The following is a 14684-nucleotide window of genomic DNA, read 5'->3' as shown; positions in this document are numbered from 1 at the left end:
AGAATTGCAATTGATTTGCCATTATTTTAGTGCGTTGATTTTTAACTACTTGAAGCTTGTTGTTACGAAGGGAGACTGTTCGTATTCGAACATGTTTTTGTTCAGATGCGGACAATTATACACTGCAGTCAGCGCTGGCAAAATCTATAATCGTTAACCACCATTGTCCGTCAATTTTGGTGATATAAAAAATAAAAGTACCTGTGTCGCTGTTGACAATAATCCGTCGACTCTGGTTTTCAATACGCTTTACCCTGCTATAGAGATGGTCTAGTTCTTGCGCTTTATCCGACGTAATTTCTTCACCGATAATGCCTGAATAGTGTGTTTTATAAAAATTAATAGATTCGGATAAGGTGTGGTATTTACCTTTATTGGCGACAAATATGCCTTTTTTATAGATTGTTTCACACTCGAAAAAAGGTCGATTGCTATAGGTTATATTTTTTGTGTTTGTGTTTGAAATCTGATCCTGCGCCAGAAAGTCTTGGTAAGGGTCGTTGATTGAATAATCTGTATGGTGATTAAAGGACATTTTTGATGTATATGTCCAACGATTATTGACTCCCAAAGTGGTTATGAAATAGAGACCGAGTTCTTTGTTAAGAAGTGCATTAAAAGCGATGCTGTCTTTACTGTTATAGGAATGAATCACTTGATCTACGATCTGCTGGACCGTACGATACTGTCCATAGGCAACGATATGGGTGAAACACGATATAACTAATATAATAACTCGTCTCAGGATACGCATGGTCGATCACTGTTTTTATTCATTATGCTAAGCAAACTTGATACCATTGCTTATTTCCACTCACTTACGACTTTTAGTAAATGTACCATAATATCTCTTTTTTCATATTTTTCAAACTTTTCGGATGTCAGTGCATTGCATAAGATATAATCCGCGGAACTGGTGTCGCTGTTAAAGCTATCGGTAAGAGCAGAAATAGCTTTGTCGAAATCATAATAATTATTATAATCAGGTCCTTCGATAAGTAGAATGTCCTTCATTTTTTGAGTGTAATATTGTTTTACCTCCTCAGGGTACTTCTTTTTGATTAGGGATAATAGATCTTCATGCCCGAGTTGAAATTGTTGTAGGATCGTCTGATATTGCTTTTCGGTGTATAATATAGAGTCTGTGGTGATGCCTTTTTGTTTATAATAGGCTATAAATTCGCCATCGGGTAGTAGACCATTCTCGATAAACCAGTCCAAGGTTTTGGAAAACCGTTCGTTTTCATTTTTGATGTTTTCAAAATTGCTGCTACTTGTTATCTGCTTTCTATAAGCTTGAAAGAGAGCATCCTCTACATTTGATAACATCAATACTTGTTTATACTGCCCTTTTTCTTTTTTTATGAAAAATATATCTTGATAGTGTTTGCTTATATCGATAACCATTGGTACGAGACAAGAGAAAGGCTGATTAATATCGTTGGAGAAGAAGCCTTCCTGACCCAGATAATTCTTGAGTCGTAGTGTCTGTGGTGTAGATTTGAGTTTATTGCGTAGGATAAACGTATTGCCTGAATCTATTTTATCCATTTGCGTGTATGGACTGCAAGGTGTGGTCATTTTCCCAAATGCTGTCCTGACGATGGTTATTGATAGAAATAATCAAATCACTTTGCAAAATCGCTTTTCGCAAATTCAACTGTGCATAACTACTCGTAGAGAGTAATAGCAATAGGATGAGGTATAAACTTTGTTTGATCATTTAGTTTTTTCTTTTCTTGTTTTAATGTGATTATACGATTCGTCAGGTTTGTCACAGCTAGCAAAAAATAGACTTGCGGCAGCGGCAGTTTTGCTGTCAAACTTACCTTGCTTGGGTACTAATGGTTGTTTGGTATATTGACGCAGATAGCGATCACCCTGATCACGCTCTTGGTCATTATCCTCCGGGGACTTGCTGATGTATTGATTTGTTGCTTTGTCAAAATTATATTCCGCTAGGTCGGGATAAGAAATGTTATACTCCGCATTGGAAAATATTGCCGTCAGCTCAATGCTTCCCGCGCTTTCATACTGTTTTTTCATTGCTAGTATTTCAAGCCAGCGCTTTTGTGTTGGGTCTACTTGGTTTTCTCTTAAAAAGCCCTTCCTACCGCCATAATTAGAAAGGCTTATAGAAAGCTTTTTATCTTCAGTTAAATACAGGTAGGCGCCGAAATTCGCTCGCGCTCGCTGTGGTTTATTATAGATTGCGATAAAGTCATTGAAGTGTTTGTCATTTTGATAGTGGAATGTTTGGTATGCAGGGCCAGCATCAAAACCTTCATTTTGTACAGCGAATTTCAATTGTGACATCGGGTGTGATTGCTCATAGATATAGGGAAAATCGAAGCAATTGGCCCCATCGTTGAAAACTGGTTGTATGCTGTCGTCTCCAAACTGTACAGAAGTCTTTCCCTCCTCGAAGCCTCTAAAATTGACAGATACGTCATCTCCTAAAGTGGGGTTATGGTATGCATATAGCTGAAATTGCGGTAACTGGTCTGGATAGAAAAGAAGGTAATCTTTTTCAAAGACATAGGATCCAAAGACCATGGTAGCATAACCATATAACATGAATTTGCCGTCTTCAAAGAGACAGATGCCACTGAGGTCACCGTACTGCCCACTGATCGTTTTGGATCTGTCTTTACCGGCCGCGATGTAATGATTGACTTCTTGTGCCATAATATTTCTAGTTATAATAATAAGGATAGTGAAACTTATGATTCGTCTAATGCATGCGATATTGAAGAATGTATTTTTCATTTAAATACCATTACTGATTTATCAAAGCTAAGAAAGGAATGCTGGCCACAACAGTGATATTTACGAATCGTAAATAGGTTTTTACGATTCGCAAATATCAATCTTGCAGATTCGACATGTGGTCTATATGCTCGTTTGTTACAATAAACTCATTGTATCAACCTTCGTTGCAAAAAATAGCAAGGTAATGAGTATACATATTTCAATAATAAATAGTAGCTTGATTTTCCCGATAGAAGAAGAGCTTATTTGTATCTTTTGATGAATTTTGGAAGAAAGGACAAGCAATAGAAAACTAATAATTGCTGTGCTGTAATAGGCTAGAATAAAACTCAGGTTAATATTGGCAAACTTACCTAATAGACTAAAATAGAGAAGACATAGCGTTGGAATAATAAGACAAGCAAAGGCCATCGTCTTTAATGATAATAGACTTCCTCCTAAAGGAGACTTTATAATGGTATTCCTAAGTAAGCGAGTTTTATCTTTTTGGTAAAACAGGAAAATTGCGATACAGGCCAAATCCAATGCAATAATGGTAGCAAGTATAAAGAGCCCGAATTGAAATATAAAGAATAACCAAATCATTGTCTTTTAGAAAATAGTCAGGATGTAATAGGTATTTGCAATTTGACCAATGTCCCTCCTACAGGATTTTTCGTGATTTTTACGCTTGCTTTCTTACCCAGGAGTTGCATGCGTTCATGACTGATTGTTCCAGAGAGTGAGCGATGTGGAGTTTCTTGGATATTGGGTTCAGACTTGCCACTATCAAGGATGTCTACAGATAAAACATCTCCATCCAATTGGAAATGAATGTCGATATTGCCTTTACAGGTTTCGAGGTCAATACCATGCAGTAAGGCATTCTCGACATAAGGCTGTATCAACATCGGAGGTAACATGATGGCACTAAGATCCTGTTCGTCTGGCTGTGTAATGTGATAGGTAAAAGCATCTTCAAAACGCATTTGCTGTAAGGTCAGATAGTTTTCCAGTGTTTCGATCTCTTCATTTAAAGGCACCAGATTCTCTCGACTTAACTCCAGATTGCTCCGCAACAAACGACTAAAGCGATTGAGATATTTGATGGCACTTTCTTTCTTATCTAATCGCACAAAACTCTGTACCGCTGCTAAGGTGTTAAAAATAAAATGTGGTTCCATCTGTGTGCGCAATAATTGCTGTTGCAGTAGGACTTTTTCTTTCTCCTGGCTTAGGCGTCGCTGACGGAAACTATAGTATAGAAAGAATAATATAATAATCAATAAGATAAGACCCAAGGAGGATATTACCAGCCACAGACGATTTTGCTGTAATTGTAGTTTATTGATCTTAATGCTTTCATTCAATGTGCGAATGGATTGATCTTTGGCCTGTAGTTGATACAATGCATTCATTTCGGCAATTGCTTGTGTGTTTTCCGAATGATAGACATTTTTCTGTAATTGAACAATATTATTTAGGATGGTTATTGCTTCTTCCTTTTTGCCCTGTAAACGGTACAGCTCGGCTAAGCTTTTTTGAAAGAGTATTTCATTATGCGGAAAGATTAATTTGGGGAATTGTGTTCTAAGCTGTTTGGCTTTTACAATATATTGAGCTGCTTGCACAGGCTTCTTAAATAGCACATAAATTGCTGCAACATTACAGTAGTTTACAAGTAGATTATTCATCAATACAGAGGACTCCTTGATATTGCTCTGTCGCTCATCAATTTCTATTTTCAGTAGTTGGTAATGTAGCAAGGAATCTTGCTGTTGTGTCGTTTCAAAGTACTGTATTTTCGAATCGTATAAGAAACTGATATTATACTTATCTGGAAATAATCGGTGGAGTTGCTCTAGTTTGTGGAGGTATGGCGCTATTTCTTTGGCAGGCCTCTGCAACGTATTTAGTGTATAAATCATCTGCACCAATACACGTTGACGATTGATATGCTCCTTTGGAAGCGAATCTGAGAGATGGAGGGCCGCCCGATTCATTTTTTCAGCGAGATTGTATTGAAACGAACTCAGGTTATTTTGTGCTGCAGAGAGCAATATAGCCGATTTCGCTTCCGCAGAAAGTCCTGCGGTGCTGTCCGAGAGAACGATCGCAGCTGCTTTGTTGTAGTAATACCCAGCTTCGCGTTCTTTTGCTTCGGCACTGCGGATATTGCCAATACCATTATAGATAAGTGCTTTATACTTTAGATTACCAGTGGTAGGTTCAATCAATTCAAGTGCCTGCTCTACAAAAAAGCCTGCGGAATCTTGCTGAAGCATGGCATATAGCCTAGCGGTATTGTATTTAACTTTTGCAAAGAATACGGTGTCATTTTTTACATCAGGATTTTCACCAAGCTGTCGCCAGGCTCTCTTGAGTGAGTCGCCGTTCGTAGGCGTCAACCTTTTGTCTTCGAGCTCCTTTATCTGTGCTAAAACAGCATCATGGTCTCGGGAAGAAAAAGGCGGTCTTTTGTCGCAAGCTACAATATGTAAAATAAGCAGCAAAAAGAAAATACTTCGTAACAGATATCTCATTTCTCTGGGAAAAGCTGGGTTAAAATTATGTTTTTCCGTCGCGATGAAATAGGTATTTCTTCTTTGTTTTTCAATACGATATACTCAGAACGGTTAACACCGGTTATGTACTTACGGTTTACCAAATAGGACTGATGGGTCCGTAGGAAATATGGGGCGGGTAACAATTCCTCGTAATATTTCAGCGGTTTGGATATGAGCTCCTTGGAACCATCACTCAGAAAGAAAAAAGTATATGGGCCATCACCTTTACAGTAGACGATGTCATGAACAGCAACGATACGCACATTATGAATGGATGTCAAAGCAATACTTTCCGGTAGATCGCCATGGTGCATTGCATTCTGTGCCATATTTAGCTGTTGCATCCATTGTGGATTATTATCGCTGCGACGACGGTAGCGTTCTAATGCTTCTTTTAATTCAGTTTGGTCAACAGGTTTTAACAAGTAGTCCAGAGCACCATACTTGATCGCTTTTATCGCAAAATGATTATATGCAGTGATGAATATGACGTTTTGTGGGATAACATTGAGTTTTTTTAGAAGATCGAAAGCTGTACCATCCTTTAGTTGAATATCCATTAGGATCACATCCGGCTTCTTTTCTTCAATTAGTTTTACAGCAGTTCTGACGCTGTCGCTCCAACCAATTAGTTCTGTGTCGGTTTCCTCTTGTATAAGGTAACTGATTTCCTTACGGACAGCGGGTTCATCTTCTATTATCGCGACTGTTATCATTTTTCAAACTTTTCTGTTCGGTAAAAATAATAATTGTGAGTAAAAAAATCTTATTCATTTAATATTTGTGCTGTTTTTTTCAATATATGATACAGATCGCCAGTTGATATATTCAGTAATTTCACGAATTATAAACGATTTTGACGGATTGTAAATGCATAATTAGGTTGGTTATTGCATTCAGTATATTTGAGTTAAGCATAAAAATAGGTACTATGGAATTAGCGATTGAGATCAATAGCGCGAAAGATTTGGATGTTCTCAAAGATCAACCGATCGACCAGATAGAGAAATTGGAATTGTTTTTTTATACGAGCATTTCACTAAAATTTATCGAGAAAATCAGGAATTTGCGCAATTTATTAATTGCGGGAAGTGTTAAGGATTTATCCCCACTAGCCAATTGTAGGTCACTTAAGCAATTGTATATAAGTAATAGGGGAGCTGTAAATACATTGGATTTTGTGGAGGGACTGGAGCTAGAGTCGCTAGGGCTGGAAGGTTTTACTTCTAAAAGTGATCATTTAATCATTCCGCATCTACCTTCATTACGGAATCTCGAAATTTCCTCGGTATCAAAGATGGCTGATTTATCTTTTTTGCATGATTTTTCGGGATTGGAACGCATTGCTTTGTTTGAACTCAATTCAAAAAAATTAGTTGATTTTGCTAAATTGGATCGATTAGGTGAATTGAGGTTAACTAATATGTTTCATTTGAAAGATCTGGCTGAGCTAAAGACAATTCCGAAATTGAATACGCTTTATATTCATGAATTTTTTATCAATAAGAAAATCAAAATAGATAGAAAAAATGAATTGCTTAAAATAATAGCTGATTTAAAACAGATCGATGAAATCATACTGACAATTAACGGGGAGAGCTATAGAAGGGCTGAATTACTGGCTGAATTGAAAAAATAGAGAAACAATTATGGGATTTTTAAACAAACTTTTTGGAAAGGGTACCAAAACAGGACAGGGTACCGAAGCAGAAGCTAAGGTAGAGCAAGGCCCTACAGTAGAACAAGGAGCTAAAGTAGAACAAGTTACTATAGGAGTGGAACCTGGAGCTAAAGTGGGGCAGGTCACGTCTGCCGAGAAGCCTGATGATAGCTTACCCTATCTCACAGAACAGGAACTGATTGAAAGATTCGGTGGAATTGCCTTTGATAAGCAGTATGATTTTGCCACGATCATCGGTAATAATAATTGGAATATTGATATGAGCAAAGAGGAGATTAGTTTTGGGACAAACATTGATTTTCCGATCCAGGTCTTAGGGACTTTTTCGCATTCGTCCGAAACTTGGCTTTGGGCATGGGCAAATACCAAATCTGGTCTTTCTGAACATATTACGCAGCAAGCTCTTCAACTAAAAAAATATGGTGAAGATCAAGGGATTGATCTTTTCAGCAACAGCAGCTTCGATTTTTCCAAAGATGAGATGCACCGTATCGGTTTGATCGCTTCGGGAATGTTTGATGCGAGCGCTTATTATATTGCTGATTATGGACAGGGGGCAATGCTGGTGACGATCAAAAGTGATCTTGTAGACCATCAACGTCAAGATGATCATCTTCGGATACTGTCAGTCTTCCCGCAGTTAATTTCCCAATTTGAAATGAACCATAAGATTGCTTTGCAGTGGTATCTGGAAGAAAAAGGTTATAAAATATCGGAAGAGGGAGCCCGGCTCATAGCAACAAAAGGCGGAGAAACGATCACTGCAGAGTTTGATGAGCTGTCGCGTCTTACCAATCTCAAGGGGTAGAAACTCGGACAGATGAAACTGCTTAAATTAGTGCTGTTAATGTTATTGCTTCAAGCAACACAGGGGTCCTATGGACAGACTGACCGCGAGTTAAAGCTTGTCCGATCATTTCTTGATCTTAATACAGTGATTGCCAATCAAGACTCGGTGTGCAAAAGTACACTTTGCGAAGAATTTGAGGGACGATTAATTCAAGCACTAGAGCAAGATGATATCATCAGTTTTAAAACCTTTAGAAAGGTGTTGGATAGTTTAAATTCAGATTTTAGTTTGAAAAAATCCGGAGCGTATGAGCTGTTCACCCTCAGCAGTAATTTTGAGCACTGGAATTATGTGTTGAAAAACAAGCATGTGATCAATAGGCAGGAAAGAACCTTTGATTACTTCTATGAGCTCCATTCGCTTGACCAGCATCGTTACCTACTGATCAAAAGAATGGATGAGTTATCTTTTTCTTGTTATAAGGCTTACATGTATAAGGATAATCTGGGTTTGGTTGATTCGAATAAACATTTTTTAGCTGTGTGTAGCTGGACAAATGTTGATGAAAGCCCGTTGAGGAATAAATCTACTCTTGAAAGTGATCAATTGAGTAAAGATCACTTAAAGTCCTATCCACCAATATCCATAAAATTCGATGCAAAAAACAGGGAAATCTCTTACACTTTTTATCGCCAATCGGATGGGAGGAAAATAACGAGAAAAGCGAGATACTTGCATGGTGGTTTTGTGATCAAAAGTTATGATGCAAGAATGTTTGAAGAATAGATGTGCATGGAAGTCATAATTAAGGGGGAGAGAGGCGCTTTGCGATGAGCTTTAGATAGGCAAAATGAGACAGTGGTTTCTGATGAAATAGAAAAATAATAAAACTCTTGCGCTTAAACTATTGTTATATGAACTAGAATAAGACTGAGCATGGTCTGAGGATGAATTTTATATAAACACAACGATCTGTTTGGTTAATATGACGATACATTTTATGTTTAAATTCATCTGGATAATGCATGATTTTATTTAATTGAATTTGGGATGGTAGTACGATTTTTTGTTTGTTTCTCTTTTATATTAAGTACAATTTGTTGTTTTGGTCAAATAAATGTAGACAAAATGCGAGCCGATTATGCCGCTGCTGTCAAAGATAAAAAACTCTGTGAGGCCAATTTGAAAACGTTAGAGGCAGCCGCAAATACGGCGATAGAAAAAGGCTATCTTGCCGCTTATGAGATCCTTTGGGCAAAGCATATGGGAAATCCCTTTTCGAAGCTGGGCCAGTTTAAAAAAGGTAAGAAATTATTGGAATCGGTTATCATCAAATATCCTGATAATATTGATTTACGTTTTATCCGTTGGAGTGTACAGACACATGCACCATCTTTTTTGAATTACAGTAAAGACCGATTGCGGGATAAAGAGTTTTTGGTACATAACCTATACAAGTTGCCTAATCCCGAAGCTAGAAAAATAATTTATGTCTACCTGAAAGAAGCAAATAGCTATCTTAAAGGTGAGCATATATTCTCCCAGGCAGACCTTGCCGAACTTTCCAAATAAGCTGATATAAGTTAACGAACGTGTTTGGTGCGAAGGGCTATGATGCCAAAGATTATCATGATGATGCTTATCATGGAAAAGACTGCATATATAACAGTAAAACCATTACTTATACCGATACCTTCCTTGTAATATATTTCCATATGAGCAGGTACTTTTTGAGGGTTAATGCTACTTAAATCATTCACCAGACGAACTTGTTTTTGCTTATAATTGAATTGGAGGACCGGATAGTGTAGGTATCCGAAACGCTTGTGTTTTACACTGTCTATTCCAATGACATCGGCTTTAATTTTGCTGCCAAAGAGCATCAGTCGACTGTCTTTGGACAATCCGTATGCGAGAAATAAACCTAGCAAGAGCAAAATAACGCCGAAGGTTCTTATGATGATCATGTTTAATAATTAAATGATAACATTATACTTAACATTTAGACAAATATAGCTTTTGTAGCTTCTTTCTGCCAACTAATATGAGATTTTGATTAGGTACGAATTTTATTGTCTTATGCTAAGATTTTTGTAAACCATAATGCGCAAGTTTGTGTTATCAATAGCAATTAAAAATTTAAAAAGATGAAACAGGTATTTATTAATCTCGCTGTGGCGGATGTCAACAAATCAATGGATTTTTATACTCAATTGGGTTTTGAAGTAAATCTACAATTTTGTGATGACGATGCTAAATGTATGGTCTGGAGTGAACATATTTTTGTCATGATTATGACACATGATAAATTTAAATCCTTTACGAATAAACCCATAGCCGATACAAAAAGTCATATCGCTGGACTATTTGCTCTTTCTGTGGAGAGTCTGGATCGGGTAAATGAAATTGTTGACAAAGGGCTGGCGGCAGGAGGAATAGAACCAATGCCGATGATGGATCATGGTTTTATGCAGTTGAGAAAGGTGGAAGATTATGATGGCCACACTTGGGAGATATTTTATATGGATATGAGTAAATTTCCAGGTGCTTAATATTTACATACGGAAGCAAATTTTTTCGACCAGCCATCGTTCATCCATATTTTCAAATCAATTGGTCAATTGTATGGCTGATGGACGATGGCAATTGTTAAATCTCTACCCAAAAGAGAATGACAAAAGCTACTAATTTGATGATGAAGGTTGTTTGACCTTTTATTCACCTTATTCCTCATTAAATTTTTTTAAAAAGAACATAGTCTTATTGTTTTGTATTGTATTTAATCCAGACAATATGTTCCGTGTTTTGAAGCATTTTCTAATTGCTATTCTTTTTGTGTCTACTCTATACCCACCTTCTTTATATGCTCAGCATCAAGTTGGGAAAAATACCGTTTATGAAATTAAAGGAAAAGTTGTCGATGCGAGCAATGCATTACCTATCGAACAGGCTACAGTGTCCCTGATTTCTGCCGGAAAAGTGTTACAGACAGTCGCTACCGATTTGGGAGGCGGATTTAAGCTCGTTATGCCGCAGACCGGGAATCCAAGTATTTTGGTGACTTATGTGGGATATGAAAGTCATCTGTCTAAGTCGATAACTACATCAAATGTATTAGAGATCAGACTTGTCAGTCAGCGTAAATCGTTGGAAGAAATTGTTGTGAAAGGGAAGCGAAAGCCGATACGCTATAAAAGTGATAAACTGATCTATGATGCGGGCTCTGATATCAGTAATAAAGCCGGTTCGGCCGTAGATCTATTGCGGAAAGTTCCTCTGTTAACCGTGGGGAGTAATGGGGAATTGCGGATGCGCGGGAATACGAATATTAAAGTTCTGCTTAATGGTATCCCCTCTGGAATAATGGCTAAGAATTTGAAAGATGCTTTAAAAATGATTCCTGCAAGTTCTATTAAATCTGTTGAGGTGATTACTTCGCCATCTGCAAAATATGAAGCTGAAGGAGCTGCAGGTATCATTAATATTATCACAAAAAAATCTGTCCGGGGAACACATGGAAGTTTGGATGTTAGTTTAGGTAACTTGGATCAATCTGGAAGTGGCTCCTGGTCTACGACTACTGAAAAATTCGATTTCAATTTTATTGCAACGATGAATGCGGAACGTGAACGAAACAGGTCAACCCTGCAAAGAACCTCCTTATCCAATGGGGTATCGGTAGGAGAACTTTTACAGCACAATGATGCAACTGAAAAGGATAGGGGGGCGTCTGCAACTCTGGGATTTGTATACCGCCCAGATAGCTCGCAAAAAATTGGCGCAGACCTGTCCTATTGGTATGGCCGTTGGCCTGCGCGTAGTTCACTTTACAACTTGTATCAGGATGGAAATACCTATGCTGAATATAATCAGTTTAGTCAGCAGCAGAATTCGGTAAAGTATTATGAGCTCTCGCTGAATTATCTCAAAAAATTTAGACGCAAGTCACAGGAGTTGCAGATCATTGGGCTGGCCGCCCGATCAAACGATAGGTCGGAATACATAACCAGTCAAAAAGAAATGTCCGGAGTAAGCTCTTTTAAGGAGAAAGGACCAAATAAAGGTGACTCTTGGGACTTTGATCTTCAGGCAGACTATACGCACCCTATAGATGCGACCGGGAAAAACGTCATTGAAACGGGAATGAAATTGAAGCGAAGTAATTCCGGTAGCCTTTACACTGTTTTCAATAATGAACATGCTCCGGGAAGTGAAGAGTTGGTCGAAATCCCATCCCGGTCGGATAAAATGGATTACTACAGTACGATATTGGCGGGCTATATGAGTTTAAAAATCGAAACCGATGATCAGTGGACAATTAGGCCCGGAATTCGTTTTGAAACAACAGTATTGGGGGCTGATTTCAGGAGTTCCACATCTTCATTTAAATCTAAATTCGGCAACTGGGTGCCTACCATGTTAGTCGCTAAAAAGGTAAATGACCATCATGAACTCAAATTCGCCTATACAGAGCGGATACGTAGACCATGGATATGGGATCTCAATCCTTATGTCAACGCCAGTGACCCACGAAATCTGCTGTCGGGAAATCCGCTATTGCGGCCAGAAAGGGTTCGGGTCGTAGAATTAGGACACAATTACAGCGCGACATCCAATTTTAATCTGAATAGTAGTGTCTATTATAGTACGAACAATAATGCGATAGAGCAGCTTACAGTCGTCGACAGTCTCGGTACTTCACGTACTACACCAAGTAATATTGCGATAAATAAACGCTTGGGTACGCAGCTCAATCTATCCATGGAACTGCAACCGAATTGGATGCTCAATGGTGGACTGGAACTCTATTATGTCTGGTTTAGGAGCCCAGCTTTACAGGTAAGGAATAGTAATGGATTTTATGCTGCTAATCTCAGCAATTCATATGATCTGTCTAAAGGTTACAGTCTCCAGATTTCAGGAGACTATAGCAATGGTTATGTGACTTTGCAGGGGCGAAATACGGCCGAATGGTCTTATCGATTTTCTGCTCAAAAGGAGCTTTGGAATGATAGAGCTAGTATTGTATTGACAGTAAGTAATCCATTTCAGCAAGTTATGACACAAAGGAGTATGGCGGTAGCACCTTCATTCAGAAGTACAACATCTAGCAATTATTACAACAGATCAGTAAGTCTTTCTTTTAGTTGGAAATTCGGTGCCGGCAGACAAAAAGAAGGAACAGCGGAAAAGAGTCCACGAGAAATGGAACATATCCCACATCGACGTAAATAAGAATGTCTACTGCTTTGCGAGATGGATATGCGGACTGTGGGGATATTACGATAGGTTTAGCTAATTCAGATTAGGTTGATGTCCCTTTAGTTCGTTCAAATCGTGATTTTAGATGTTGTCGCTGTGAACGACGTAAACGTGATCTTTTAACTGGATAGTGCCGATTTTTGGTGATATTATTAAAAATAAGTGCTACTATAAATAAAATCAGGCATCCGGAGAGTACGGGACTCAATACATACCAATACCCTAAGGAAGAAATTTTGGTTCCGCTACTTACTGCGATTAGGGCTGTCGCTCCTCCCGGTGGGTGCAATGTGCGGGTATGCTGCATGCATACGATAGACAGGGCTACAGCAAAGGGGGCGGTGAGCCAGATGATATCGGGGAGTAGCTGTGCTACGGTAACTCCAGCTATCGCTGAAACCACATGACCACCGATTAAATTTCGAGGTTGCGCAAGTGGGCTTTGTATGGCGCCATAAACCAAAACAGAGGAGGCACCAAATGATCCGATCAGGAAAACATTCTCCAATGGCGGGAAATGAAGCGATTGAATAAAAGCGATGATAAATATGCCTACGAATGCACCAATAAAAGACCAAAAATGTTCCCAGGGATCTATTAACGTTTCCCGATAGATAACATATCTGTAAATACGGAGTTGTCGATGAAGTTGATTTTTCATACTGATCTGAGCAAAAATAGGGAATTTTAAGAACTCCTTTTTAGATCTTTTATATTAATCCTTGTGGTATTTATAAATAAGATAGACTTTAAATTGTTCTGGGCTCTATTTTGACCAATTTATTGAGTTAACAGTTTTAGTATTTTGGATGAAACCAACATTTGAATAATAATGTTGATGGTTTTCACGAACTGGATGTTATAGATTAACCTAAACAAATCGAATATACATATGATAGTATTCTCCACCGACGAAAGGCATTTTGTTTCCTAATGTGAAACCAAGGCGTTCATAAAGCTTCTTGGCATTCGGATTATCTAAATCAACCAATAAACCTATTTGTTTGAAACCTTGATTTTTGGCATGTTTTATCGCATGTTTCAATAGCTCAGTTCCTAGACCCTGACCTCTGGCAGCACTGGATACAGCAACAGAATCTATATAAAATTCCTGTCCCGTTGTTTCCGGTTCAGGGATTAGATCATTGGCATATTTTTTTTGCAAGAGTTCCAGGATTGGTTGTCGTAGCGCAATAAAATGATCCCCATCATATCCCGTCAATGATCCCATAACATTGCCTTCGGGATCTACAGCAACAAAAGTATTTTCATGGCTATATAGATTTTCGGTCTGTTGAAAAAGATCGGTTAAAAAACGTATTGCTTCTTTTTTGTCTTCTTTTTGTATAAAACGAAAGATGATATCTTCCATCGCCTGTAACATGATTTCAGGTACAACTGTGGCATCATGTTGTTGTGCGGGTCTAATCGTCAAATGCATAACTCGTATTTTCTGTTCGTGGGCTAAGTTAATAAAATGATCTGTTTTCTTTTTAGGCGTTGCGATCATTGAGCTCTTAAGTGGTTTGAAAAAATTGAACGAATATGTAATGATTTGCTTTGAATATGAATTGTTGTGTACTTATAATTTCATTTCTTATTACTTTTGAGTAAAGTTGTTCTTGTTTTTCAA

The 14684-nt window shown here is 38.1% G+C and carries 16 protein-coding genes; 6 read left to right on the top strand and 10 right to left on the bottom strand.

Annotated elements, in window-relative coordinates:
- Window positions 1-115: 115 nt before the first annotated feature.
- The 7 genes from M2408_RS15675 to M2408_RS15645 form a co-directional block, all read right to left on the bottom strand.
- Entirely contained in the window at window positions 116-754 is a 639-nt protein-coding gene (locus M2408_RS15675) for a hypothetical protein (protein ID WP_259183254.1), read from the bottom strand.
- A gap of 50 nt (window positions 755-804) precedes the next feature.
- Window positions 805-1551: a hypothetical protein gene (locus M2408_RS15670; RefSeq protein WP_259183253.1), complete on the bottom strand. Its 747-nt coding sequence runs from the start codon at window positions 1549-1551 to the stop codon at window positions 805-807.
- Window positions 1544-1723 carry a hypothetical protein gene (locus M2408_RS15665; protein ID WP_259183252.1) on the bottom strand — a complete coding sequence of 60 codons (180 nt, stop codon included), beginning with the start codon at window positions 1721-1723 and terminating at the stop codon, window positions 1544-1546. Before M2408_RS15665 ends, M2408_RS15670 begins: the two co-directional genes overlap by 8 nt.
- On the bottom strand, window positions 1720-2688 hold the full coding sequence (locus tag M2408_RS15660) for a preprotein translocase subunit SecD (protein WP_259183251.1): 969 nt from the start codon (window positions 2686-2688) through the stop codon (window positions 1720-1722). The genes M2408_RS15665 and M2408_RS15660 overlap by 4 nt, the downstream gene beginning before the upstream one ends.
- Window positions 2689-2907: 219 nt before the next feature.
- The gene (locus M2408_RS15655; RefSeq protein ID WP_259183250.1) at window positions 2908-3357 is read right to left on the bottom strand and encodes a hypothetical protein; all 450 of its coding nucleotides are present in this window, start codon (window positions 3355-3357) and stop codon (window positions 2908-2910) included.
- Between the two features lie 17 nt (window positions 3358-3374).
- Window positions 3375-5294, bottom strand: a complete 1920-nt coding sequence (locus M2408_RS15650; RefSeq protein ID WP_259183249.1) for a sensor histidine kinase — start codon at window positions 5292-5294, stop codon at window positions 3375-3377.
- Window positions 5291-6034: a LytTR family DNA-binding domain-containing protein gene (locus M2408_RS15645; protein WP_259183248.1), complete on the bottom strand. Its 744-nt coding sequence runs from the start codon at window positions 6032-6034 to the stop codon at window positions 5291-5293. The genes M2408_RS15650 and M2408_RS15645 overlap by 4 nt, the downstream gene beginning before the upstream one ends.
- A 215-nt stretch (window positions 6035-6249) precedes the next feature.
- Here M2408_RS15645 and M2408_RS15640 point away from each other — a divergent pair, with 215 nt between their 5' ends.
- The 4 genes from M2408_RS15640 (at window position 6250) to M2408_RS15625 (ending at window position 9361) form a co-directional block, all read left to right on the top strand.
- A complete protein-coding gene (locus M2408_RS15640; RefSeq protein WP_259183247.1) occupies window positions 6250-6957 on the top strand; it encodes a hypothetical protein in 708 nt (235 codons plus the stop codon).
- Window positions 6958-6967: 10 nt separating this feature from the next.
- Window positions 6968-7807: a DUF6882 domain-containing protein gene (locus tag M2408_RS15635; protein WP_259183246.1), complete on the top strand. Its 840-nt coding sequence runs from the start codon at window positions 6968-6970 to the stop codon at window positions 7805-7807.
- A gap of 12 nt (window positions 7808-7819) precedes the next feature.
- Entirely contained in the window at window positions 7820-8575 is a 756-nt protein-coding gene (locus M2408_RS15630; protein WP_259183245.1) for a hypothetical protein, read from the top strand.
- 342 nt (window positions 8576-8917) lie between these two features.
- Entirely contained in the window at window positions 8918-9361 is a 444-nt protein-coding gene (locus M2408_RS15625; RefSeq protein WP_259183244.1) for a hypothetical protein, read from the top strand.
- A gap of 11 nt (window positions 9362-9372) precedes the next feature.
- Here the strand turns inward: M2408_RS15625 and M2408_RS15620 are convergent, their stop codons facing one another.
- A complete protein-coding gene (locus tag M2408_RS15620) occupies window positions 9373-9756 on the bottom strand; it encodes a hypothetical protein (RefSeq protein WP_259183243.1) in 384 nt (127 codons plus the stop codon).
- 180 nt (window positions 9757-9936) lie between these two features.
- On the opposite strand from M2408_RS15620, the gene M2408_RS15615 reads away from it, so the two are divergent.
- Both M2408_RS15615 and M2408_RS15610 read left to right on the top strand, forming a co-directional pair.
- Window positions 9937-10341 carry a VOC family protein gene (locus tag M2408_RS15615; RefSeq protein WP_120258972.1) on the top strand — a complete coding sequence of 135 codons (405 nt, stop codon included), beginning with the start codon at window positions 9937-9939 and terminating at the stop codon, window positions 10339-10341.
- A gap of 283 nt (window positions 10342-10624) precedes the next feature.
- A complete protein-coding gene (locus tag M2408_RS15610) occupies window positions 10625-13024 on the top strand; it encodes an outer membrane beta-barrel protein (RefSeq protein WP_259183242.1) in 2400 nt (799 codons plus the stop codon).
- Between the two features lie 70 nt (window positions 13025-13094).
- Here the strand turns inward: M2408_RS15610 and M2408_RS15605 are convergent, their stop codons facing one another.
- Window positions 13095-13712 carry an HPP family protein gene (locus tag M2408_RS15605; RefSeq protein WP_259183241.1) on the bottom strand — a complete coding sequence of 206 codons (618 nt, stop codon included), beginning with the start codon at window positions 13710-13712 and terminating at the stop codon, window positions 13095-13097.
- A 210-nt stretch (window positions 13713-13922) separates the two neighbouring features.
- Window positions 13923-14492, bottom strand: coding sequence for a GNAT family N-acetyltransferase (locus tag M2408_RS15600; RefSeq protein ID WP_259183240.1), 570 nt, complete (start codon window positions 14490-14492; stop codon window positions 13923-13925).
- Window positions 14493-14684 lie beyond the last annotated feature (192 nt).

Origin of the sequence: Sphingobacterium sp. BIGb0165, from assembly GCF_024810095.1 — a bacterium.
Lineage (GTDB): Bacteria > Bacteroidota > Bacteroidia > Sphingobacteriales > Sphingobacteriaceae > Sphingobacterium > Sphingobacterium detergens.
The sequence above is the reverse complement of the archived record's forward strand: the minus strand, read 5'-3'. Positions and strand labels throughout refer to the sequence as shown.